The organism is Mesorhizobium sp. NZP2298, assembly GCF_013170825.1.
GTDB lineage: Bacteria > Pseudomonadota > Alphaproteobacteria > Rhizobiales > Rhizobiaceae > Mesorhizobium.
Window position 1 is genome coordinate 2,850,419 of sequence record NZ_CP033365.1, and the last position, 21,985, is coordinate 2,872,403.

Consider the following 21,985-nt stretch of genomic DNA (forward strand, 5'->3'; position numbering starts at 1 on the left):
TTAACCCCGCTTGCCGCCGGCGGCCCCGGCCACGCGCACCACCCTCGAGCCGCCGCGCGAGGCGACCAGCAGGTCATCGCCCGCCTCGCAGGCGCTCACGGTGCCGTGCACCGTGCCGTCGGCGCGCGAATGGAGACTCGACAGCGGCTTCATGTTCTGGTCGCAGTGCACCACCAGCCCGTAGGATCGGGTGACCGCATAAGGCTTCAGCACATTCATCTGCTTGAGCTGGCTGCCCTGCATCGGTTCGCGGTAGTCGCGCCATGAACTCAGCGACGGTGCCATCCAATAGGCTTCGGGGACCTCGGCCAGCATGCGCTTGCGGTAGGCCTCCTCGCGCAGGATGAACTCCACCAGCTGGTTGCGGACGGAATAGAAGGTCAGCCAGTAGCCGGCATTGAAGGCGGGGGCTATGCGCGCGGGATAGGCCGGAAGGTGTTCCAGCACCGGCATTGTCGCCTTGGTGGCGAGGTCGATGGCCAGCACACGATGGCGCCAGGCCTCGGTGACGTAGATGCGGTTCGAGCCGGTGGTGGCGATGCCGGCCGGCCAGGCCAGGCCGTCACGGATCAGTTCCAGCCGGCCGCTCTTCAGGTCGAGACGCCAGAGCGAACCGGACGCGTTCTTCTGCATCAGGTCGCGGCGCCAGCCGGTCGCGGGTACCGACGCCGAGCCATTGGCGATCAGCAGGCTGTTGCTGTCGAGGAAGGTGAGGGCGGTGATGCAGGAGAGCGGCCGCGCTTCGTCGCCTGTCGCTTCGCGCCCGTCATGCAGGCCGCCCCGGATGACGACACCCTTGCCGTCGATCGCCAGCGCGGTCATGCCGCGGGCATGGGCAAGTGCCGTGATCTCACCGGGGAATTCCTGCAGCACCTCCGCATGGCCGTCGGCGCCAAAACGCACCAGCGCGGCGGCACTGCTCGCCAGCACGCCTTTGTCGGTGCGCACGAGATTGTCGGCCTCGGCGAGGCTGGCGAAGGTCCCGGCTTCCTCGAGGCCCTGGTTGGGCAGCAAGGGGCCGTCAAGCGTCGGCACCGTCACCGCCCAGTCGCCACGGCCGAGAAAACGGTCGAAAAGCTGGCTCACGGCGCTCATGCCTTTTTGCCCCAGTAGGAATCCGAGCTGAACCAGTTGGGATCGACGCCCTTGAGCGGCAGCGTGCCCATGCGGTTGTTGAAGATGCCGCAGAGATAAAGCACGCCCTTGTGCTCGCGCATCGAGGTGATCATCGGATGCTTCTCGCCGGCGCGGTCCCATAGGCTTTCGAGAATCTGGCCCTTTTCGTCGAAGCGCAGCACGCAGCCGGTGTTGAGGTTGGGCATCAGCCAGGCATCTTCCGAGACGCGCCGCGCCATGCGGCGGCGGAAGCCCGGCATTTCCAGCGACAGGTCGAGCGCCGGCGTGCGCATGCCCATCAAGGCCAGCCAGTAGGTGCCGTCCGAGGCGCGGTTGATGTTGTCGGGATAGCCGGGCAATCCCTCGATGACCCGCTCGACCTTGCCCTTCTTCGGGCCGTCGAAATAGTAGCGGCTGATGCGGCAGGCCCAGCTTTCGGCGAACAGCACGGACTGGCCGTCGAAGGCCGTGCAGATGCCGTTCGGGAAGACCAGGTTCGACAGCAGCGTGCGGGTCGAGCCGGATTTGGGATCGTGGACGATGATGCGCCCGTTGCCGCGGCTTTCCAGCGCATCGGCATACCAGTCATGCATCTCGAAGCGCACGGTGGCTTCGGAGAAGACGATGCGGCCATCGGGAAGGATGTCACAATCATCGGCGAGCTTCATGGTCGAGTCGTCGACGACCGATGTCAGCGAGCGGTTGGTCTCGGCCGTCAGCAGCTTCACATCGCCATTCGGAGCGACCCGGTAGAGGCCCATGCCGGCGACGCAGATGACTAGATTGTCGTCGCGGTCGAAGGCCATGCCGAGTGGCGAGCCGCCAATATGGGCGAACACTTCACTCTCGGTGTAATGCGGCGGCTTGAAGCGCAGTATGTCGCCCTGACGGGTACCGGTGTAGAGGCGGTCCTGACGGTCGAAGATGACATCCTCCGCGCCGTCGAGGATGCCAAGGCCGATGACGCCGACATCCTTCAGCCGGTCGTTCACCGCTATCGGCGTGCCCGGCGCGGTCGAGATCGGCTCGCGCATCTTGGCGAAGGTCGGCGAGATGTACACGCTGCGCAGGATCTTGTGGCGGTTCTTCACCCAGCGCACGTCGAGCAGGACCGAGAAAAGCAGCACCAGACCGAGGATCAGATAGTTGACCGGGCCGGACACGGCCAGGGCTAGCAGGCTGTTCGACAGGACGAGCACGAAGATCGTCCCCATGAGCGCCTTGGCCACCGAGCCGCGCCCGCCGCCAAGCGAGATGCCGCCGAGCACCGTCGCGGTCAGCACCTGCAGTTCCAGCCCGGTGCCGATATCGGAAGCAGCACTGCCGATGCGGGCCGAGAAGAAGAAGCCGGAGAGCGCGACCAGCACCGAGCACAGCACGTAGGCGCTGAACAGGGTGAAGCGCACATTGATACCGGCATTGTAGGCGGAACGGCGCGCACCGCCGACCGCGAACAGCCGCCAGCCATAGCGGGCGCGCGACAGGACGAGATGGATCACCAGTGCGATGACCACGAAGACGACGAAGGAGGTCGGCACCCCCCAGATCGTGCCGAAGCCGAGAAAATCATAGATCGGGGAATCCGGCCCGCTGGTGACGATCGGCGTCGAGACCTGCGGGAAGATGACGTCGAAGGTCGAGCGGTAGATGATGAGCGTGACCAGCGTGGTCAGGAAGGCCCGCATGCGCAGGAAGCCGACCAGGAAGCCATTGATGGCGCCGCAGACGACGCCCAGCCCGAGGCAGGCCAGCAGGCCGGTACCGAAACTCCATTGCCCGACATTCATGCCGTAGAGCGTCACCAGCACGGCGAGCGCGAAGGTCGAGCCGACCGACAGGTCGATACCGCCCGAGACCATGACGATGGTCATGCCGAGCACGACCAGGCCGAGCTCGGCGGTCTGGCCGCTGAGATTGGTCAGCGTCGCGACGCTCCAGAAGCCCGGCACGATCGAGCCGAAGATCGCGCACAGAATGATCAGCGCCGTGAAGGGGATGACGCTGTCGATCCACTTCTTGGTCAGGATCTCCCCGACCACGTGGTCGGGGAGCAGGCGGTAGCGCCAGCGCACAAGGCTTTCGGCCATGCTCATCAGGACAGTCCGTTACTTGAGCTCGTCCAGCTTCCAGCAGTTCCTGCCGGTGGCGTTGGTCTTGTCGACGCGGGTGATCGGACCGAAGAAGATGGTCTTCTCGCTGCCCGCCTGCCGCTCGGGATGCTGCAGCAATTCCGAAATCTGCTGCGCGGCGATCTCCGCCTGGATGGGCGAGTTGAAGTTGAAGATCACATCGAGCAGGCCGTTCTTGATGCTCTCGCAGCCGGTGGCGCTGCCCGCGCCATTGGTGACGATGGTCACCTGATCCTGCTTGCCGGCGGCCGCGACGGCGGCACCGGCGCCGACTTCGGCGTTGTCCCAGATGCCCATGATGCCGCACAGGTCCGGATGCTGCTGGAGGACCGTCTCGGTGATCTGGCGGGCTTTTTCGCTCATGTAGTCGGCCGGCTGGTCGGAGACGAGCTGCAGTTCGGGATTGGCCTTCAGCACCTCATCGATGCCGGTGCGCATGTAGATGTTGGCCGCGCCCGTCTGGACGCCGGCAAGCCAGACCACCTTGTGCGAGACGGCATTCGGCCCGGTGCAGTGCTTGGCCAGTTCGCCCATTTCGAGACGGCCCATCTCGATCCAATCATTGCCGACATAGCTGTCGGTCTGGGTCGCCGACTGCATGTTGACCTGCAGCACCTTGATGCCGGCGGCCTGCGCCTGCTTCAGCAAGCGGGCATAGGTCTGCACGTCGGGGTTCTGCACGATGATCAGGTCCGGCTTCTCGGCGATGGCGCCCTGCATGGCGCGGATGCCGGCATTGGTGTCGCCGTTGGGATCGCGCACTTCGAGGCTGAAGCCGTAGCGGGCGGCATGACGCTGCCATACCACCACCCAGGACTGGTTGAGGTCCATGCCTTGCGAGATTGGCACGAAGATCACCTTCTTGCCCTTGAGCGACTCCAGGTAGGGGGCGCGCCCGACCTGGTCGGTTTCCTGCGCCGTGGTGACGTTCGCGGCGCTGAGCAGCGTGAGCGCCGTCAGGCCCGCGAACAGGCAGTTCTTGAATAACTTCATGGTTTCCTCCCTGATTGATGTTTCGGCTTGATGTTTTCAGATGTCGCCGCTTTGCGAGGTCTGCTCGTCGCGCGGATTGATGATGGCGTCGATCGCCAGCGCACCCAGCAGGATCACGCTCTTGATCAGGTTCTGGCTGGTGTAGCTGAAGTTCAGGATGGTCATGCCGTTGGTCAGGATGCCGACCAGGATGGTGCCGACGATGACGTTGCGCACGCCGCCCTGGCCGCCGGAGAGGCCGATGCCGCCCAGCACCACGACCAGAAGCACGTCGTAGATCAGGCTGGAATTGTAAAGGCGCGTGTCGATGCCGGTGACCAGCCCCAGCATGATGATGCCGGCGGTAAAGGCGATGAGCGCGCTCAGCACATATTGCGTCACGATGATCGGGCGCGTCGGCAGGCCGGTGGTGCGGGCAGCGTTCGGATTGTCACCCGTGGCATAGACCAGCCGGCCGAAGCGGGTCTTGCGCAGGAAGAAGCCCATCAGCGCCGCAACCGCCGCGAAGATGATCACGACCATCGGGATGCCGAGGATGGTGCCGCTGCCGATGAATTTCAGCCAGGCGATGTTTGACGGCGCGTAGAGCACGTCGGAGGCAAAGACGATGCGGCCCGAGCCGTAGACCGAGGAGGCGATGGCCAGCGTGGCGAAGATCGGCGGGATTTCGGCAATCGCAACCATGATGCCGGTGAACAGGCCGATGGCCGCGGCAAGAAGGGCGCCGCAGGCCACGGCCAGCGTGAAGTCCACGCCCCAGGTGGAAATCCAGATCGAGAAGGCGACGCCGACCACCATCACCGCCACCATGGTGAGATCAATGCCGCGGCCGACGACGATGAAGCCCATGCCGACCGCCAGCGTCCCGAGGATGGAGACGTTCTTCAGGATGGCAATGATGTTGCCCTGGGTCAGGAAATTGTTGAGCGTCGCGGAGAAGGCGAGGAAGAGGATGACCGAGATCGCGACGACGACGAGCTCCTGGGACATCTTGATGCCCATGCGCGCGCCGTCGGATTTGCCCGAACCAGCCAATTTCATTCCTCCCTCGCTGCCAGCCTCAAGCGGCAGCTTGCCCGAGCGGACTTGCCGCTCCGGCGTTTCCTCCACAGCCCTGAGCCGGCTGCCTCCCTGAAGACCATTGCGGCTCGGGGCGGAAGGGGCAATTTCGATTTTCTGATACGCTGTGCAGTTCGCTCCGGCGGAAGGCAAATCGCGGGACAGGTAACCGCTGCCTGGGAACCTTTGTTCGGCTGGTGATTTTGCCTATATAAGAATGCGAATAGCCAGAAGGGTGTTGCCGATGACGACGAAACGCTTTGCGATCTGCGCTCTTGCCCTGGCGATGGCCTGCGGCGTGTCCGCGCCGGCATTTGCCGGAGCCAAGCATCGCCACCACCACCGGCATCACCACACTCAGAGCCAATACTACAGTCAGGCCGGGTCCGAACGCTACGTTCCCGCCGATGACGATCTCATCGGCTTCCTGTTCGGTGGCCCGCGCTATTACGACCAGCAGCTGTTCACGACCGCCGCCGGCGCCTGCTCCTACGATAGGGTGAGCCCGGACGCGAACGCGACGAACAAGATCAACGATCATCACTGCGGGAAATAAAGGCAGGAGAGGTTCAGGCTGCTCCCCATCCCGCAAAGCGGTCGGGGCGCAGCCATTCCTGGCCTGGATTGCCGTCACCGGAAAGCACCGCGTCGACCAGCCAGCGCGCCGTGGCGGGTGCGGCATGCATGCCGATGGAACCCATGCCGCCATGCACGAACAGGCCCTCGACAGCCGTCCTGCCGGCGACCGGCAGGCCGTCGGACAGCATCGGGCGGTTGCCTGGATAGACGTTCCTGACCCGCGGTGAGCCGAGGCCGGGCAGCATGCGCAGCGTGCGGCTGGCGATGCGGCTCGCCATGTCGGTGTTGCGGACGAGATCGCGAAAGGCGGGTTGGACCGAAGCGCCGAGCCGGGCATCGCCGCCGCGCATCGGGTTGAGGCAGATCGCCTCCACCGCCGGCTGGTCGTCGCGCTGGGCGGCGACGTCGGCTAGGCCTTCGAGCTTCATGCGCCGGCCGAGCTCCTCCTGATCCGGCCATGTCAGCTCCTCGACGATCCATGGCAATTCGAAGTCGAGCCTGCCCAGCTGGATCAGCCAGCCCCGCCCGGCGGTGAAGGGCAGGCCGGGGAGCGGTCCGTCGCCGACGGTGCGCCGCAACAGATCCGACATCCACAGGCCGTTGGCGATAAAGACGAGATCGGCCGGAATGATGCCCTGGTCGGTCAGCGCGCCCTGCACCTTGCCGCCTTTCGAGAAGATCTGGGCGACGCGCAGGCCCGTGCGGATGGTCGCTCCGGCTTCGCGGGCGGCGTGGGCGAAGGCGTGTGTCGCCCCCATCGGCTCCAGGGTCCAGGCGCGGCCGACGCAATAGCCGCCGGCCACGTTGAAGCCGATGCGCGGATGATCCCGCGCCAGCTCCGTGCCCGCGATCTTCTGCATCGGCACGCCGGCCGCCCGGTAGCGGTCCGCCACGGTGGCGGCGGCCTCGAAACTGGCTTCGTCCTCGGAAATCAGCAGATGCGCGATGGCAGCGAATTCGAAGGGAACGGGTCCGTCGGCGAGTTCCGCATAGACCTCGACACTGGCGTCCAGCAGTTCGACCACTTCCTTCTGCGGCCCGCTGAGCAAGGTGCCGGTGTTCCGCCCCGACGATTCGGCCGCGATCATGCTTTGCTCGAGGATCGTCGTCTTGATGCCACGGCGGGCCAGCTCATAGGCGAGCGTGCAACCGGCAATGCCACCGCCGATGACCAGGGCGTCCACCGGCGCCTCGCCGAAATCCCTGACGATGGCCATCGCGTTCCCCCATCAATGGCGGCATTCAAGGGTTTCCGGCCGCCTTGCAATCAGCGCTGCACGATGTTGCCGGCCAGTGCCGGTCTTCCGCGATTTGTGGCGGCGCCCTACGAGGTTCGCATCAGTTTGCCGTAGCGCTTGACCAGCCGGTCGCGCTTCAGGCGCGTCAGCCTTTGCGTCCAGAAGAGCCCGTCCAGCTGATCGATCTCATGCTGGTGGCAAACCGCCAGCAGGCCATCGGCGTCCTCGAACCGCTCGTTGCCATCCAGATCCTGATAGCGAACCCGTATGCGGGCGTGGCGCTCGATATCCTCGGTGACGCCGGGCATCGAAACGCTGCCTTCCGCATGGCGGATCATTTCAGTCGAGGCCTGGATGACAGACGGGTTTACATAGATCCCCGGTTTTGCGGCGGAAGGAAGCTGGATCACGACCAGGCGTCTCAGAACGCCGATATGCGGGCCGGTGATGCCGATCCCGGGCGCCGCGTGCATGGTGTCAACAAGGTCGCGGGCCAATCCGTGCAGGTCGCTGTCGAACAGCTGTACAGGTTCCGCCACGGCGCGGAGGAGGGATTGGGGAACCTTATGATCTGCCGAACCGCCATGGACCACTTCTCAAATCGCCAATCATTGCCTTTCAGCGGGACCGCAGGCGATCGGCGGCCCTCGGCACGAGACAGGACGCGGCCGGTCAACCCTGTGTATGGCGCCCTTTGGTGTTGCTCAAGGCGACGGTGTGTAACCCCACTGTTTTGGCATTGAAGCACGCGCCGCTCGCATATACTTCAGGGCCATGAAAAAAATCGGTTTCCTGTCATTCGGGCATTGGACGCCCTCTTCGCAATCGCAGGTGCGCTCGGCTTCGGACGCGCTGCTGCAATCCATCGATCTCGCCGTCGCGGCCGAACAGCTCGGCGCGGATGGCGCCTATTTCCGCGTGCATCATTTTGCCCGCCAGCTCGCTTCGCCATTCCCGCTGCTGGCGGCTGTCGGCGCCAAGACCAGCCGCATCGAGATCGGCACCGCCGTCATCGACATGCGTTACGAGAACCCGCTCTACATGGCCGAGGATGCGGGTGCCGCCGACATCATCGCCGGAGGCCGCCTGCAGCTCGGCATCAGTCGTGGCTCGCCCGAGCAGGTGATCGATGGCTGGCGCTATTTCGGCTACCAGCCGCAGGAGGGCAAAAGCGACGCCGACATGGCGCGGCATCACGCCGAGGTCTTCCTCGACACGCTGCGCGGCGAAGGCTTCGCCCAGCCCAATCCGCGGCCCATGTTCCCCAACCCGCCCGGCCTGCTCAGGCTCGAGCCGCATTCGGAAGGCTTGCGCGAGCGCATCTGGTGGGGTGCTGCCACCAACGCCACCTCGGAATGGGCGGCCAAGCTCGGCATGAACCTGCAGAGCTCGACGCTCAAATTCGACGAGACCGGTAAGCCGTTCCACATCCAGCAGGCCGAGCAGATCCGGGTCTATCGCGAGGCCTGGAAGGCGGCCGGCCACGCGCGCGAGCCGCGCGTCTCGGTCAGTCGCAGCATCTTCGCGCTGGTCGACGACCGCGACCGCGCCTATTTCGGGCGTGGCAATGAAAGCCGCGACCAGATTGGCTTCATCGAGGAGAACACCAGGGCGATCTTCGGCCGCAGCTACGCCGCCGAGCCGGATGTGCTGATCAAGGAATTGGCGCAGGACGAGGCGATCGCCGAGGCCGACACGCTGCTGCTCACCGTGCCCAACCAACTCGGCGTCGACTACAACGCCCATGTCATCGAGGCGATCCTGACCCATGTCGCGCCAGCGCTGGGCTGGCGCTGACGGCCACGCCGTGTAACCATCTCCCGAAGCGCGGCGTGCGGATCGGGAGGTTCACGGCATGGCGAAGAGGGCCCTGATTGCCTGGGGCGGCTGGGAAGGCCACACGCCCGAGCGTAGCGCCGAGGTTGTGCGCAAACTACTTGAGCGCAACGGATTTGATGTCGCGCTGGGCGAGGGCACGGCGATGTTCGCCGATCCGGAATTGCCTTCCTTCGACCTCATCGTGCCCGTCATTACGATGTCGACGATCGAGAAGGCGGAGCTTCAGAACCTGACGCAGGCCGTTCGGGGCGGAAGCGGGCTCGGCGGCTTCCACGGCACGATGGGCGACAGTTTTCGCAACGAGCCCGACTACCAGTTCATGACCGGCGGCCAGTGGGTCGCGCATCCCGGCAACATCATCGACTACCGGGTGGTCATTACCCGGCCGGACGATCCGATCACCAGGGGGATCGGCGACTTCGCCTATCGGTCGGAGCAGTATTACATGCATGTCGACCCGAGCAATGAGGTGCTCGCGACGACGACGTTCCGCGATGCCCATTTCCCGGGTATTGGCGGCGTCGTCATGCCGGTGGTCTGGAAGCGGCGGTATGGCGCGGGGAAGATCTTCTACAGTTCGCTTGGGCACACGGCGGATGAGTTCGCGGTGCCTGAGATGGCGCTGATCGTGGAACGCGGTTTGCTCTGGGCGGCGCGGGGTTGACCTATACCGGTCACCAATTGCAATGGGGCAGCCGGGAACCAAGGCGGCAGCGGTGTCCGCATTCCTGCAATGGCTGGAAAGCCGCCGCTATCGAATTACCATCCGGTGAATGGCGAGGGGGACAGAATGGATCACCAGCGGACTGTATTCCTGGTCGGAGGGGGCACGGGCGGAGACGAGGAAGCCGTGTTTACACTGCATGTGGACGGCGCCGTCTGCAGCCTCACATGCGACTATCGCGGCAAGGTTATCAGGGCCGAGGAGGAAGACTTTTTCGAGGCTCTGTTCCAGATCCGTCAGGCACTCGAAGTCGATGGCTTGCTGCCCTTCTGTTACGGGGCAAGTGCCAATGTCTATCCCGAAAATACCGTGATGGAGAAAAGTCGCGGCCTGATGGCCTGCAAGGTGAAGATGGGACAACTTCCCCAGCAGACCGATCTGGTCGACATATTTGACGATGGCCCTGACGTGGTTCCGGTTTTCGTCCATATGCAGCAGGAATTTTGGGAAGAATGGCTGGCTTCGCTGCCTTCCTAGCAACTGGCGTTCATCCAATCCCTCCGGTGACGGTGTAGGCGCCCGCGCTGCGTCCATCCTCCAATCGCACCACCGCCGTAACGATCGAGCCATACGAGCCGCGCCAGACGCTATGGAAGCGCTGATGCTCGGCGGCCGGAACAAGCGCCCGTCCTCTGAAGCGCGCGTCGCTCCGCTGCATGGCGACGGGCTCTCCGTTGACGTGCACCTTGATGCTGGCGTTCGTCGCCTCGATGGGCAGATCGAGCGCGATGACGATTTCGTCCTGTCCGTCCAAAGTGCGCGTCTCGGCGGCAAGTGCGATTGCGAGTGGTGGCGCCTTGCCGCTGCCGGCTCGAGTGGACCGGCGTGAAAACACATCATCGGTCAGCTCCGGCGTGCGTGGCGGGCTCGTGCGGCGCTGCGTGGCGCGTTCATAATCACCGGCCATGCGCAGCAGGCTTTCGTCGTCATAGGCCTTGCCGGCGAAGGTGAGGCCGACGGGCATGCCGATATCGGCCATGGTGCCCATCGGCACGGTGACGGTCGGGATGCCGAAATGACGCCAGACCAGATTGCCGTTGGCGACCCAGGTGCCGTTGCGCCAGGCGAGCGCGGCCGACGCCTCGCTGATGTCGGCATCGGCGGGGCCGAAATCAGCCACGGCGGGCAGCACGACGGCGTCGATGCCGTTTGCGTCCAGCCAGTCCTCGAAATCGACGCGCCTTGTTGTTTCCAACCCTTTCAGCCCATCTGCAATAGTCGGGATGTCCTTGAAGGGCGTGACACCGGATTTGGCGCGCTCGACATATTCAGCGACATCGAAGCCGCCTTCATAGCGGTCGGGCAGCGTGCCGGGCGGCTGCGGAAAGATCCGGGGGCCGTCGACCGAGGCGAGATCGGGCAGCGTCGGGTCGGCATTGGCGCGCAGGAAATCGTCCCAGCCCCAGATGCAGAGGTCCCAGATTTCGCGGTCGGCGAAATCCGGCGGCACCAGCCCTCGCTCGGCCATGGTGCGCGCGCCGGGGCGGTCGCGTTCGTAATTGGAGACGACAGGAAAATCGACCTCCACCACCTCGGCGCCCAGCCTTCTTAGGTCGGCGGCTGCCTGTTCCCATAGTGCAAGCACCGAAGCCCGGGTTTCGATCGGCCGGTTGGCCTCGCCGTCGCGGCCGATATACATGCGGGGCACGCCGAGCCGTTTGCCCTTCAGCGAACCCCCGAGCGTCAATTCGGTGTAGCGTGGCGGCCGCACCTCCGAGTTCCTGGGCAGCACGACCCAGGGCTGCGCGCGCCAGAAGTCGCCTCGCGTCTCAGGATCCTCGGCGACGATCACGTCGAGCAGTTCGAGCATGTCGGGCACGCTGCGCGTGTGCGGCACCACGACATCCATGGTCGGCACCAGCGGCCAGTTGCCGCGCACGGAAATCACGCCGCGCGAGGGCGTGTAGGCGACCAGCGCGTTGTTGGTGGCCGGCGCGCGCCCGGACGACCAGGTTTCCTCGCCCAGCCCGAAAGCGCAGAAACTGGTTGATGTCGCCGTGCCGGAGCCATTGGACGAGCCCGACGCGAAGGCGGCTGTCAGGTAATCGGCATTGTAGGGGCTTTCGGCGCGGCCATAGACGCCGCGCTGCATGCCGCCATTGGCCATTGGCGGCATGTTGGTGAGGCCGACCAGCACCGCGCCGCCGGCGCGCAGCCGGGCTATGGTGAAGGCGTCCTCGTTGGCGACGAGATGCTCGAAGGCCGGCGAGCCCGCGGCGACCGTCAGGCCTTTGACCTTGTAGCTGTCCTTGGCGGTGTAGGGGATGCCGTCGAGCGGCCCGAGCAAGGCGCCGTCGCGTCGCCGCCGGTCGGAAGCGGCGGCCTCCTCGAACATATCAGGATTGAGCACCGGAACGGCGTTGAGGCTGATGCCGTGACGGTCGAAATGCGCGATGCGCCTGAGATAGGCCCCGACCAGTTCGACGCTGGTGACGAGGCCCTCGTCGAGCGCACGGCGCAATTGTTCGATGGTGGCTTCGACGATGTGCAGGCTGGCATCGGTCATCTTCTGGTCCTTGGGGCGTTTCCAGGCCATGGATGAGCGAGGCCGCCAGCTTCGGCAAGGGCCAACAAGCAGTCTTTGCCGGAACGTGTTGTTCCTGCGGCCGCTGGCCGTGTTCAGACGTCGGTCTCCAAGCGATTTTTTGCGCGTCCCGCCGCATGGCATGGGCCCAGTCGGCGATGCCACTGGCATATACGTTCCATTGTGATAAAAAAAACATCACCCGTTGCAACTTCCGGCGAACGGTTGCGTTAACGACTCCCCGGGGGGAACACGAGGTTTGCATTGGACCGTTTTGAGATCCTGAACGAGCCGACAGGCACGTATTCCATTTTCGACAGATTCACGGAGTTGCCGGCGACGGTGGGAGGCAAGACATTCATCGGGCTCTACCGGCACGAAGTGCCACTGGCCCTGCTCGCCGCAATGGATGCTTTCAGGCCTGGAGCCGGGTCGCTGCTGCAGTCACTCACGGTGCTGGGCGGCTGGCGTCAACAAAATGACTTGAAAGATCGTCCGCCGGACGGGTTGCAAGCGTAAGTTGAAGCTCGCATAAGTTGTACAAAGAGCATATCATAGAAGAAAACACCGCCGTTATCCCAGCATGAGAAGGGGAATCATGTCTGACCAGAATGCCCTTATCCGCGCGGCCATTGGACGGCTGCTTTCGGAGAAAACCGGAGTCGCGGTCATTTCCATGAAAGAGAGTGTCGCCGAGCTGCTGGCCATGACCGGTGCGGCGCTGACCGTCGAAACCCTGCAGGACCTGCTGCTGGAAATGGCCGAGGTGCGCGGCATGACGGTCATGCTCGACGTCTAGGGCAAGCCACCGTTTCACACGTTCCCGGAGCAGCTTCAGCGCAATTCGAACACAGCCGGTACCGTTCAACTCGCGTGGCCAAGGCGCTCCGCTTTCCGCGCCGGTGCCAGCGTGCCATCGCCGTAGATCATCCGGCCGGCGCGGAAGGTAGCACGGACGCGTGGCACCGGATGGCGGTCGGCCACCACGAGATCGGCCAGGAGGCCGGGCTCGATGGCGCCACGATCCGTGAGCCCCAGGGCCCCGGCAGGATTGGCGCTTGTCAGCGCCGCCGCCGTCACCAGCCCTTCGCCACGCAGCGCCGCCAGGCCGAGCACGGCCGGCAGGATCGAGGCCGGGTGGTAGTCGCTGGCCAGCATGTCGAGCAGCCCGGCCTCGTAGGCCTGCCGCGCGGAAAGATTGCCGGAATAGGATTCCCCGCGCAACGCGTTGGGCGCGCCCATGGCGGTGTGCATGCCGAGCCTGCGGGCTTCCCGCGCTGCCTCGAGCGTCACCGGGAATTCGCTGAGCGCGGCGCCCAGGCCATGGACGAGCTCCACCTTCTCCAATGTGTCGTCGTCATGCGAGGCCAGCACGACGCCATGGGCCCGCGCGCGGGCCGACAGGTCCTGCAGCGCGTTCAGCACATCGCCCTGGCCCTTGCGACCGGCCATGCGCTTGCCGACGACCTCGGAGGCCGCGGCAACGGACATGCCGCGCTCGTTGGCGATGCGGGCGATGTAGAGTTCGACGTCGCGGTATTGCCCTTGTCCGGGTGTGTGATCCATCAGCGAGATCAGGTGCAGCCGGCCGGCATCCATCAGCTTCTGCAGCATGGCGATCGCGGGGGTGAAGGTCACCTCGAAGCGGGCATGGATGCGGTGGTCGACCAGCAGGTCGTCCTTCAGTTCGGCCATGGTCTCGATAATCGCCGACGTATGATCTTCCGAGCGCAGCACGCCGCTGGTGACGCTGGCGCCGATGAAGGAGAGCGCGGCATAGGCCGTGGTGACGCCACATGAGGCAAGCTTCTTGTCGAGCTCGGCGATGCCGATCCGCATCGGCACGTGGACGCCGGTGCGCGGCTCGACTTCCTTCTCCACCATGTCGCCATGCATGTCGATGAAGCCCGGCAGAAGCAGGCGCCCGCCGCCCTCAATGTCGGCATGCTCGACAGGCGCGTCGCGGATCTCGGCAATCCGGCCGTCTTCGATCCTGACGGCGCCGTTCGGGACGACACGGTCGCGCAGGACGATCTCGAATTCACTCAGCCACATCTGATGTCTCTTGCAAGGAAGCTGTTTCAAGGTGGGTTTCGCGGTCGGCGAGGCGGGCGACATCATCGGAGTGATGCGTCTCGAGGACCTTGCCGAGCCTGGATCGATAGCACGAGGACCGATCAATCAAGGCGAAAATTGTATGGCCATCGCAGGTCCTGTAGCTTGGCGTGAACGAGTTGACGGGGGCGCCGACCCGGCGGACTGGTCGGTAGCTCATGTTCCACGAATCAACCCGTCGCGCGTCACCATAACGCTGTCCGCTATCGTCCTTGTGACACCGGAATCGTGTGAACGAGCAACATGTGCCGCGGCGCCCGTGCCGCAGCCTTTGGCGGGAAGGGCGGATCAGCTTCATCCGCGACTATCGCTATGTCGGCTATGTCACCGACGATGCCGAGGTGGGGCTGCCAGCGGACGCGGATCCTTCGGCCGCGGCACCGGATACTGATGAGCGGCGACCTGGCGCCGATTTCGCTCAGCGACGTTTTGGCTGCCGGCAGCGATGCGCAAGCATCACCGCCGGCCTGATGGCAGGTTTAGCGGAAGTCGTTAACCGCGCTTTTCAATCACGGCGTACAGCACGTTGCGGTTCTCGCCGAAGTACACCCGCGCCTCGACGGTGTTGCGGTCGACGCTGGCATTGACGATGTTCCACATGTCGACTTCCGAGCGCAGCAGCAGCACCCAGTCCATGAACGTTTCCCGGTAGCCGGCGTCGGGGGTTCCCTCGGCGTAGTTGGCGAACAGGAATGTACCGTTCGGCTTCAGCATCTGCAGGCAGGTCTTGGTCAGCTTCACGGCGACGTTGTGCTGGAGGTAGTCGTAGAGGCCGGAGGCGTAGATGAGGTCGAACTTGCCGAGTTTGTGGCCCCTGGTGAGCACCGTCCGCACCGAGCCGTCGATGGCCTCGACCGCGGTGCCCTGGAAGTCGCGCGCGATCAGTCCGACACTCTGCGGATCCTGGTCGAGCGCGACCCAACGCTTGAGACCGCCTTCGGCCAAGGCGACGGAGCGATTGGCTTCGCGCAAATGGCCGGCGGCGATCGCCAGCACCTCGGTTTCGGGTCCGTTCCGGGCCGCGACCTCATCGACATAGCGGGTCAGGAGATCGCGCCGTTCCCGCGCCGCGACGCATGACGGAACGTTCTGGGTATGGCTGTAAAGCGCCTTGCCGATCTCCGAGGCGTTGGCCACGCTCTCGGCCACGTGCGGGTCGCAATAGATGTAGTCGAGCAGCTCCGCGTCGCCGGAATACCCCCTGGGCTTGGTGAAGGACCAGTGCGTCAGCGGATCCTGGAGGAAGTAGTTCAGGATCGGGTGGTTCTGCGCCACCGGTATCAGGGCTTGCCAGACATCGGGATGAACCTTGGCACGCAGCGCATTGAGCAGCGACAGCAGGCGGCGGACGATCTCGGCGGGAAATTTCTGCTGCTCGACCTGTTGCTGTGTCGCGTGGAGGATGAGCGCCAGTTCCGCGCGGGCGGTTTCGAACGCTTCGCCATGATGCTCAAGCGTGCCTTTACGCAGACTGCCGGCGATCGTCTCTGCGGTAATCAGGCTTTGGCCATCGAACACGGTTTGCACAACCAGGACTCCTTGGTTAACAGTCAGTTAACTTATTACTTAGAATGCTCCATTTGCCAACGCGGGCCGACCGCATTTTATTGTTATGATTAATTTCCCGCTAACCATCTCAATTTATTAGCGATCTTGCAGATAAGATTCTGGGTTCGAGTTAACGCAAACTTGTCTGGCGCCACTGCATTTTACCGCGTGGCAATCGTGTCGCGTCCCAAGGAGTCGTCCTGCGTGGGGGCAGAAGCTGGAAAAGAGTTCGGACCGCAAAGTCCCCTTCAGCAGGGGTTTGTGGACGAGCGCGCGTCATCCAGATTGGCCGACACGGTGGATGTGGAACCGTACGATCCGCGTCACGAACTGGGGGCCGACGAACTCCGCATCCTTTACCGCAGGGAAGCCCAGGCGAAGCGAAGGGCGGAAGCCAGGCCGGGCCTGTGGATCGCCGTCGTCATCTATTTGCTGTTTTCGGCATCGGATCTGCTGCTGATACCTGACGTGGCGGCCTACACGATCACCGCGCGCTTCGCGGTTGGCCTGACCGCACTGCTGGTCCTGGAAGCACAGCTTCGCCGGGGAGCCGCGACGGAATGGCTTGACGTGACTTGCGCCGCGGCCATCATCTTTGGCTATATCGGGTGGTTGTTGCCGGCATCCATGGGTGAAAACAAGGAAAGCGTCGCTTATTACATGGTGTTCGGCACCATTTTCATGATGAGTGCCAATCTATTTTTTACGTTCAGGTTCAAAGTGTCGATCATAACGTCGACAATCATATTGTGCATCTTGTATGTGGTAAATTACTTTGTTCCGGCGTCGCTGACGTACAAGATGGTGTTTGGTACTTTCTACGTTTCGTGCTTCACGTTCACCTCCTATGTGAACTGGAAGCTGAACGAGGAGCGCTACAACGTCTTCCTGAACGCTCTCGAGGCCAAGATCCAGCACAAGGAGGCCACCGAACGCGGCAAGGCCCTGCTGAGGCTGTCGCGGACGGATCCGCTGACAGGCCTGGAGAACCGGCGCGCGATCGACGAGAAGCTGCGCGATTACTGGAGCGACTGGCAAAAGCTTGGCAGCAAGTTCGCGGCCATCCTCATCGACGTCGACTTCTTCAAGAAATTCAACGACTGCTACGGCCACCAGGAAGGCGACCGCTGCCTGATCCATGTCGCCAATGCCCTTAGCGATCTGATCAAGAACCACAATGGCTCGATCGGGCGCTACGGCGGCGAGGAATTCATTGTGCTCGCCCGCATGGACAAGAAGAGCCAGGTGGCGGAACTGGCGGAAGCCATCTGCCGCACGGTGGAGAACCTGGCGCTTACCCACGAACTCAGGCGGGACGGGATCTCGATCGTCACGGCGAGCGTGGGTGCCGCCTTCACCAGGACGCAGGCCGGTGCCAAGCTGGAGAAGATCATCCACGAGGCCGATCGCGCGCTCTATCTGGCGAAGGCCAGCGGCCGCAATTGTGCCCGGCTGTTCGACCCGACCGATCCGCAAAGCAGCGACGAAAGCGAAAACCTCGCGGCCTTGCTGAAGATCGCGATCGGCCAGGGCCTCGTTTCGCTCGTCTATCAACCTATCCAGGATGTCGTGTCGGGCCGGGTCGAAGCCGTGGAGGCGCTGATGCGTCTCAAGATGCTCGACGGTACATTGGTTCCACCGAGCCTGTTCATTCCCGTCGCGGAGCGAACCGGCGCGATCCTGGAACTGGGGCGCTGGGCGATAAGGACGGTCTGCTCCGAACTCCTGGCGGACGATCACATCCCTCTCGTCAGCGTCAACGTCTCTCCGATCCAGCTCAAGACGCCTGGCTTCGCGGCGTCCGTCGCGACCATTCTGGGCGAGACCGGCGTGACCGGCAACAGGCTGGCCTTCGAAATCACCGAAGGGCTTGAGATGGAGATGCACTCGGACATCCTGCGCTGCATCAGCGACCTGAAGCTGCTTGGCATCAAGATCTGGCTCGATGATTTCGGGACCGGATTCGCCGGCCTTTCATGGCTGCGTCTGATCGATTTCGATACGGTCAAGATCGACCGCTCGTTTCTTCACGATTGCGGCACCCCGAAGGGCATGGCCATGCTCCAGGACATTATTGCCCTGGTCCGCAATCGCGGCCACCAGATCCTGGTCGAAGGGGTGGAAACCGACGAGCAGATCGCCCTCATGCGCGAGTTCGGCATCGACAAGATCCAGGGCTTTCGCGTCGGCCGACCCGTTCCCGCCGCGAATTTCCAGGCAAAGAGGGCCCTCCACAAACGCCCGTTCCTCAAGTCCGCCTGACAGGCGCGGGCGAACGCGGTTTCCGAGGCAGCGACCGGCTTGCGGCGGCGCGCGAACTCACCCCAGCAGATTGCGTGCCGTGCGCATGAAGATCCTCGACCCGATCGGGATCAGGTCGTCGGGAAAGTCGTAGTCCGGATTGTGGAGCGCCGGGTGGCGCTCGCCGGCGCCCAGGAAGAACATCGCCGATTTGGCGCTGTGGCCGAACAGGCCGAAATCCTCCGAGGCGCGCATCGGCAGGGCTTCTTCACCATGCACGACGCCTTCTTCCTGAAGCGCGCGTTGCAGGTGTTCCACCGCATCCGGCGCGTTGACGCTGGCGACGAAGATCTCGTGATAATCCCAGCGGACGGAAAGGCGGTGCCTGCCCGCGATCTCCCCGGCCAGCGCCTCGGCGGCGGCGCACAAATCCGCCATGCGTTCGTCGCGGCGGGTGCGCAGCGTTGCCCAGACCTGCGCATGCGCGGGCGCGATGCCGAACACGGCTTCGCCCATTTCGGCATGGGTGACGGTGACCATGGAGAAATCGTCATCGGCGAAGGTGGCGCGGCCGAGCGCGGGCAAAGCCGGCATCAGCTCCGAGATCGCCGGCATGGGCGAAATACCGGTCTCCGGCATGGAGGAATGCGCGGTCTTGCCTTCCAGCACGATGCGCATGCCGCGCGAGGCGCAATTGACCACGCCGGGCTTCAGCCGCACCTCGCCGAATGGCACGCCGGGCAGATTGTGCAGCGAGAAGGCGAAATCGGGCGCGATCTCGCCGTAGCGGGGATCGGCGACGACGCCGGCGGCGCCATTGCCGGTTTCCTCCGCCGGCTGGAACATCAGCACGACGCGGCCGCTTGCCGGGCGTTCTCGGCCGAGCTGACGGCCAAGGGCGGCCAGGATCGCGGTGTGCCCGTCATGGCCGCACATATGCGACTTGCCCGGCACCTGCGAGGCATGCGGCACGCCCGAAAGCTCCTCGATCGGCAGCGCGTCGAGTTCGGAGCGGAACAGCACGGTCGGGCCGGCCTTGCCGCTGTCATAGACCGCCGCCACGCCGTGCCCGCCCAGGCCGGTCAGCACCTTGTCCGGGCCGGTATCGGCGAGGAAGGAGACGACCTCTTGCGCCGTCTTCTCCTCTTCATTGGAGATTTCCGGCTGCCGGTGCAGCTTGCGCCGCCACTCGGTGATCTCGACGATATCCCGGTTGGTGAGGGTCACGCGTTTCCTCCGCCGTTTGCCCTGATCAGCGCAGTGTCGCAAACGCCGCTAGCGTACGCGATTGGGGCAGAGCGCTTTGAACTGGTCCAGCGTGACATCGTATGACGAGGCGCCGGAGCCATCGAGCACCACATTGTCATCGATCGATGTGATCAGATAGTCGGTGGTCACGTCCGTGCCCTTGTTGCGGCCCTGGAACAGCATGTTGGCGCCGTAGAAGGTGGTGAATTTGCCGGTCTTGCAGTTGGCCGTGATCTCGAAGTGCAGAGGCGCCTTCATTTCCGCGTCAATGCACTCCTTGGAGAAATCGTGGCCATATTCGCGGCAGTAGACACCCGCTTTCCGCCGGTCGTGCTTGGCCAGGATGCTGGCATGCGTGGAGCCGATGCCTGACTTTTTGACGATGGTCAGTTCCATCCCCACCTTGTTGCCGTAATAGATCGTACTCGCCTGCGCCGCTGTCGCCAGGATCAAGGCGGGCAACACAACCAACAGATGTCGCATGGAACTCCTCCCTTGGCCGGGAAAGGATTCACGCCCGCGATCGTGCGGTCAAGGCCCCTCGATGCACAACCGCCGCCGACGGGCATGCCGTCGGCGGCGGGCACTTTCCGGACTGGCCTTATTGATTGATCTCGGGCTCGACGAGCTTGGCCAGGTTCCGCAGCGATTCCTGCCAGCCGAGATAGCAGGCCTCGACCGGGATGACGTCGGGGATGCCGGCCTGGGTGATGTCGATCTCGGTACCGACCGAGACCTTTTTCAGGATCACCGTCACCTGGATCTCGCCGGGCAAATTGGGGTCGTCGAACCGGTCGGTGTAGCGCAGGCGCTCGCCGGGAACGAGTTCGAGATACTCGCCGCCAAAGGCGTGGCTGCCGCCTGTCGTGAAGTTGCGGAAGGACATCTTGAACGTGCCGCCGACCTTGGCCTCGAGATGATCGACCGTGCAGGTGAAGCCGTTCGGCGGCAGCCACTTGGCCAGCGCGTCGGCTTCGACGAAGGCGCGATAGACCTTCTCCGGGCTGGTGGTGAGAACGCGGTGCAAACGTACGGTTCCGGGCATATCGTGTCCTTTCATGATGCGTGTTCGATGTCCCAAGGACGAACGGGGCTTGACCGATCCGACACAGGCTCTCAGATTTTTGAGAACCGGCGGCAATGCGGCCGTGCAGGCTTGGCGTAGGGCAATTCCGGTTGATTTGGGACTCGATTTTGCGGCGGCTGGACCAATCGTCGCAAATGACGAACCGGATAGCCATTATGAGGAGAGTGTTTATAACGGTCGCTGAAATCGCGATATCCAAGGGGAGACGATGCGCTACATACGTCCGCTTTCAATCGAAGATGCCGTCGGCCAACTGGCCGGAGCGGCTGGCACGGCCGCCATCCTGGCCGGAGGCAGCGACCTTCTGGTGAGGATGAAGGGGGGCTTTGTCGAGCCCGACCTGATCGTCGACATCAAGTCGATCGCGTCCTTAAGCGAAATCCGCGAAACGGCCGACGGCTTCAGCATCGGGGCCGCCGTTCCCTGTGCCGTGCTGGGCGAGAACACCGCCCTGAAGAAGGCATGGCCGGGCGTGGTCGAGGCGGCCAAGCTGATCGGCTCGAAGCAGGTGCAGGGACGCTGCACAATCACGGGCAATCTGTGCAACGCCTCGCCGGCGGCGGACAGCGTGCCGGCGCTGGTGGCGGCGGGTGCAAGGGCCGTGGTTGCCGGGCCTTCGGGCAAGCGCACCATCCCCGTTGAGGCCGTGCCGACCGGGCCGGGCAAGACCTCGCTCGCCAAGGGCGAGATCATCGAGGCGATCCTGCTCGACAAGCGCACGCCGCGTTCGGGCGACGCCTATCTCAGGTTCATTCCGCGCACCGAGATGGACATCGCCGTGGTCAGCGCCGGGGTGAACCTGACGATCGACGAACACGGCGTCATCACCGCCGCCCGCGTGGCGCTGGGCGCCGCGGCACCCACGGTGCTGCTGGTCGAGGAGGCCGCCGAGGCGCTCATCGGCAGGAAGCTGGACGAGGCGGCACTGGAGCGGCTCGCCAAGGTCTGCGCCGGCGCCTGCCGCCCGATCGACGACAAGCGCGGTACCATCGATTTCAGACGGAAAGTCGCGGGCGTGCTGGCCAAGAGAGCCGCAACGACCGCTTATGCACGTGCAGGAGGCAAATGATGGCTGGCATAGCAGTCTCGACGACAATCAACGGCGACAATATCGAATATCTCTGCCAGCCTGACGAGACGCTGCTCGACGTGCTGCGCGACCGGCTCGGCCTGACGGGCGCCAAGGAAGGCTGCGGCACCGGCGATTGCGGCGCCTGCTCGATCATCCTCGACAACCGGCTGGTCTGCTCCTGCCTGGTGCTCGGCGCCGAGGCCGAAGGGCGGCGCATCGAGACCGTCGAGGGCATGGCGCATGGCGACCAGCTGCACACGCTGCAGCAGAAATTCCTCGAGCATGCCGCCCTGCAATGCGGCATCTGCACGCCGGGTTTTTTGATCGCGGCCAAGGATTTGCTCGCCAAGAATCCCGACCCGAGCGAGGAGGAGATCCGCTTCGGCCTCGCCGGGAACCTGTGCCGCTGCACCGGCTATGACAAGATCGTGCGCGCCGTCCAGGACGCGGCACATGTGATGAAGGGAGCCTGA

21 protein-coding genes and 1 pseudogene are annotated in these 21,985 nt (G+C 64.1%); 10 read left to right on the forward strand and 12 right to left on the reverse strand.

What is annotated here, in order from left to right; translation table 11 throughout:
- From EB231_RS13755 to EB231_RS13770, 4 genes are read right to left on the reverse strand one after another with little or no spacing between them, the layout of a single operon-like run.
- Entirely contained in the window at positions 1-1,095 is a 1,095-nt protein-coding gene (locus tag EB231_RS13755; protein ID WP_172349282.1) for a strictosidine synthase, read from the reverse strand.
- On the reverse strand, positions 1,092-3,209 hold the full coding sequence (locus tag EB231_RS13760; RefSeq protein ID WP_172349283.1) for an ABC transporter permease: 2,118 nt from the start codon (positions 3,207-3,209) through the stop codon (positions 1,092-1,094). The genes EB231_RS13755 and EB231_RS13760 overlap by 4 nt, the downstream gene beginning before the upstream one ends.
- A 12-nt stretch (positions 3,210-3,221) precedes the next feature.
- A complete protein-coding gene (locus EB231_RS13765; RefSeq protein WP_172349284.1) occupies positions 3,222-4,238 on the reverse strand; it encodes a sugar ABC transporter substrate-binding protein in 1,017 nt (338 codons plus the stop codon).
- 36 nt (positions 4,239-4,274) lie between these two features.
- Positions 4,275-5,279, reverse strand: a complete 1,005-nt coding sequence (locus EB231_RS13770) for an ABC transporter permease (RefSeq protein WP_172349285.1) — start codon at positions 5,277-5,279, stop codon at positions 4,275-4,277.
- A 262-nt stretch (positions 5,280-5,541) separates the two neighbouring features.
- Here EB231_RS13770 and EB231_RS13775 point away from each other — a divergent pair, with 262 nt between their 5' ends.
- Entirely contained in the window at positions 5,542-5,853 is a 312-nt protein-coding gene (locus EB231_RS13775; RefSeq protein WP_172349286.1) for a hypothetical protein, read from the forward strand.
- A gap of 13 nt (positions 5,854-5,866) precedes the next feature.
- Here the strand turns inward: EB231_RS13775 and EB231_RS13780 are convergent, their stop codons facing one another.
- Both EB231_RS13780 and EB231_RS13785 read right to left on the reverse strand, forming a co-directional pair.
- On the reverse strand, positions 5,867-7,093 hold the full coding sequence (locus EB231_RS13780; RefSeq protein WP_172349287.1) for an NAD(P)/FAD-dependent oxidoreductase: 1,227 nt from the start codon (positions 7,091-7,093) through the stop codon (positions 5,867-5,869).
- A gap of 107 nt (positions 7,094-7,200) precedes the next feature.
- Positions 7,201-7,700: pseudogene (locus tag EB231_RS13785) on the reverse strand (peptide deformylase).
- Positions 7,701-7,888: 188 nt separating this feature from the next.
- On the opposite strand from EB231_RS13785, the gene EB231_RS13790 reads away from it, so the two are divergent.
- From EB231_RS13790 to EB231_RS13800, 3 genes are all read left to right on the forward strand, one after another.
- Positions 7,889-8,911 (forward strand): LLM class flavin-dependent oxidoreductase, encoded by a 1,023-nt coding sequence (locus EB231_RS13790; protein ID WP_172349288.1) that lies wholly within the window; start codon positions 7,889-7,891, stop codon positions 8,909-8,911.
- A gap of 58 nt (positions 8,912-8,969) precedes the next feature.
- Complete coding sequence (locus EB231_RS13795; RefSeq protein ID WP_172349289.1) at positions 8,970-9,617, forward strand: ThuA domain-containing protein; 648 nt, start codon at positions 8,970-8,972, stop codon at positions 9,615-9,617.
- A 126-nt stretch (positions 9,618-9,743) separates the two neighbouring features.
- Entirely contained in the window at positions 9,744-10,154 is a 411-nt protein-coding gene (locus EB231_RS13800) for a hypothetical protein (RefSeq protein ID WP_172349290.1), read from the forward strand.
- Between the two features lie 10 nt (positions 10,155-10,164).
- On the opposite strand, the gene EB231_RS13805 is transcribed toward EB231_RS13800, so the two are convergent.
- Positions 10,165-12,183: an amidase gene (locus EB231_RS13805; protein ID WP_172352905.1), complete on the reverse strand. Its 2,019-nt coding sequence runs from the start codon at positions 12,181-12,183 to the stop codon at positions 10,165-10,167.
- Positions 12,184-12,465: 282 nt separating this feature from the next.
- Between EB231_RS13805 and EB231_RS13810 the strand changes: the two genes are divergently transcribed.
- Both EB231_RS13810 and EB231_RS13815 read left to right on the forward strand, forming a co-directional pair.
- Positions 12,466-12,720: a hypothetical protein gene (locus EB231_RS13810; protein WP_172349291.1), complete on the forward strand. Its 255-nt coding sequence runs from the start codon at positions 12,466-12,468 to the stop codon at positions 12,718-12,720.
- 79 nt (positions 12,721-12,799) lie between these two features.
- Positions 12,800-13,000 (forward strand): hypothetical protein, encoded by a 201-nt coding sequence (locus tag EB231_RS13815; RefSeq protein WP_172349292.1) that lies wholly within the window; start codon positions 12,800-12,802, stop codon positions 12,998-13,000.
- Positions 13,001-13,065: 65 nt separating this feature from the next.
- Here the strand turns inward: EB231_RS13815 and EB231_RS13820 are convergent, their stop codons facing one another.
- Both EB231_RS13820 and EB231_RS13825 read right to left on the reverse strand, forming a co-directional pair.
- Positions 13,066-14,256: an alpha-D-ribose 1-methylphosphonate 5-triphosphate diphosphatase gene (locus EB231_RS13820; RefSeq protein WP_172349293.1), complete on the reverse strand. Its 1,191-nt coding sequence runs from the start codon at positions 14,254-14,256 to the stop codon at positions 13,066-13,068.
- 552 nt (positions 14,257-14,808) lie between these two features.
- Entirely contained in the window at positions 14,809-15,843 is a 1,035-nt protein-coding gene (locus tag EB231_RS13825; RefSeq protein WP_172349294.1) for a class I SAM-dependent methyltransferase, read from the reverse strand.
- A gap of 282 nt (positions 15,844-16,125) precedes the next feature.
- Here EB231_RS13825 and EB231_RS13830 point away from each other — a divergent pair, with 282 nt between their 5' ends.
- On the forward strand, positions 16,126-18,126 hold the full coding sequence (locus EB231_RS13830; RefSeq protein ID WP_445299306.1) for a putative bifunctional diguanylate cyclase/phosphodiesterase: 2,001 nt from the start codon (positions 16,126-16,128) through the stop codon (positions 18,124-18,126).
- Between the two features lie 57 nt (positions 18,127-18,183).
- Here the strand turns inward: EB231_RS13830 and EB231_RS13835 are convergent, their stop codons facing one another.
- The 3 genes from EB231_RS13835 to EB231_RS13845 all read right to left on the reverse strand — a co-directional run bounded on the left by EB231_RS13835 (position 18,184) and on the right by EB231_RS13845 (position 20,398).
- Complete coding sequence (locus tag EB231_RS13835; protein ID WP_172349295.1) at positions 18,184-19,332, reverse strand: amidohydrolase; 1,149 nt, start codon at positions 19,330-19,332, stop codon at positions 18,184-18,186.
- A 48-nt stretch (positions 19,333-19,380) separates the two neighbouring features.
- Positions 19,381-19,836, reverse strand: a complete 456-nt coding sequence (locus tag EB231_RS13840; protein WP_172349296.1) for a hypothetical protein — start codon at positions 19,834-19,836, stop codon at positions 19,381-19,383.
- A 118-nt stretch (positions 19,837-19,954) separates the two neighbouring features.
- Positions 19,955-20,398 (reverse strand): SRPBCC family protein, encoded by a 444-nt coding sequence (locus tag EB231_RS13845; protein WP_027044406.1) that lies wholly within the window; start codon positions 20,396-20,398, stop codon positions 19,955-19,957.
- A 49-nt stretch (positions 20,399-20,447) separates the two neighbouring features.
- Here EB231_RS13845 and EB231_RS13850 point away from each other — a divergent pair, with 49 nt between their 5' ends.
- Genes EB231_RS13850 through EB231_RS13860 form a run of 3 tightly spaced genes read left to right on the forward strand, consistent with a single transcriptional unit; the run spans position 20,448 to position 21,985 of the window.
- Positions 20,448-20,624, forward strand: a complete 177-nt coding sequence (locus EB231_RS13850) for a hypothetical protein (RefSeq protein ID WP_172349297.1) — start codon at positions 20,448-20,450, stop codon at positions 20,622-20,624.
- Positions 20,625-20,648: 24 nt separating this feature from the next.
- Positions 20,649-21,509 (forward strand): FAD binding domain-containing protein, encoded by an 861-nt coding sequence (locus EB231_RS13855; RefSeq protein WP_172349298.1) that lies wholly within the window; start codon positions 20,649-20,651, stop codon positions 21,507-21,509.
- Positions 21,509-21,985, forward strand: coding sequence for a (2Fe-2S)-binding protein (locus EB231_RS13860; RefSeq protein WP_172349299.1), 477 nt, complete (start codon positions 21,509-21,511; stop codon positions 21,983-21,985). The genes EB231_RS13855 and EB231_RS13860 overlap by 1 nt, the downstream gene beginning before the upstream one ends.

Excerpts from the sequence above, each read along its gene's own strand:
- EB231_RS13860 (WP_172349299.1), top strand. The coding sequence starts at position 21,509 with ATGGCTGGCATAGCAGTCTCGACGACAATCAACGGCGACAATATCGAA.
- EB231_RS13775 (WP_172349286.1), top strand. The coding sequence starts at position 5,542 with ATGACGACGAAACGCTTTGCGATCTGCGCTCTTGCCCTGGCGATGGCC.
- EB231_RS13845 (WP_027044406.1), bottom strand. The coding sequence starts at position 20,398 with ATGCCCGGAACCGTACGTTTGCACCGCGTTCTCACCACCAGCCCGGAG.
- EB231_RS13780 (WP_172349287.1), bottom strand. The coding sequence starts at position 7,093 with ATGGCCATCGTCAGGGATTTCGGCGAGGCGCCGGTGGACGCCCTGGTC.
- EB231_RS13840 (WP_172349296.1), bottom strand. The coding sequence starts at position 19,836 with ATGCGACATCTGTTGGTTGTGTTGCCCGCCTTGATCCTGGCGACAGCG.
- EB231_RS13755 (WP_172349282.1), bottom strand. The coding sequence starts at position 1,095 with ATGAGCGCCGTGAGCCAGCTTTTCGACCGTTTTCTCGGCCGTGGCGAC.
- EB231_RS13800 (WP_172349290.1), top strand. The coding sequence starts at position 9,744 with ATGGATCACCAGCGGACTGTATTCCTGGTCGGAGGGGGCACGGGCGGA.
- EB231_RS13855 (WP_172349298.1), top strand. The coding sequence starts at position 20,649 with ATGCGCTACATACGTCCGCTTTCAATCGAAGATGCCGTCGGCCAACTG.
- EB231_RS13765 (WP_172349284.1), bottom strand. The coding sequence starts at position 4,238 with ATGAAGTTATTCAAGAACTGCCTGTTCGCGGGCCTGACGGCGCTCACG.
- EB231_RS13790 (WP_172349288.1), top strand. The coding sequence starts at position 7,889 with ATGAAAAAAATCGGTTTCCTGTCATTCGGGCATTGGACGCCCTCTTCG.
- EB231_RS13795 (WP_172349289.1), top strand. The coding sequence starts at position 8,970 with ATGGCGAAGAGGGCCCTGATTGCCTGGGGCGGCTGGGAAGGCCACACG.
- EB231_RS13770 (WP_172349285.1), bottom strand. The coding sequence starts at position 5,279 with ATGAAATTGGCTGGTTCGGGCAAATCCGACGGCGCGCGCATGGGCATC.
- EB231_RS13820 (WP_172349293.1), bottom strand. The coding sequence starts at position 14,256 with ATGTGGCTGAGTGAATTCGAGATCGTCCTGCGCGACCGTGTCGTCCCG.
- EB231_RS13805 (WP_172352905.1), bottom strand. The coding sequence starts at position 12,183 with ATGACCGATGCCAGCCTGCACATCGTCGAAGCCACCATCGAACAATTG.
- EB231_RS13760 (WP_172349283.1), bottom strand. The coding sequence starts at position 3,209 with ATGAGCATGGCCGAAAGCCTTGTGCGCTGGCGCTACCGCCTGCTCCCC.
- EB231_RS13815 (WP_172349292.1), top strand. The coding sequence starts at position 12,800 with ATGTCTGACCAGAATGCCCTTATCCGCGCGGCCATTGGACGGCTGCTT.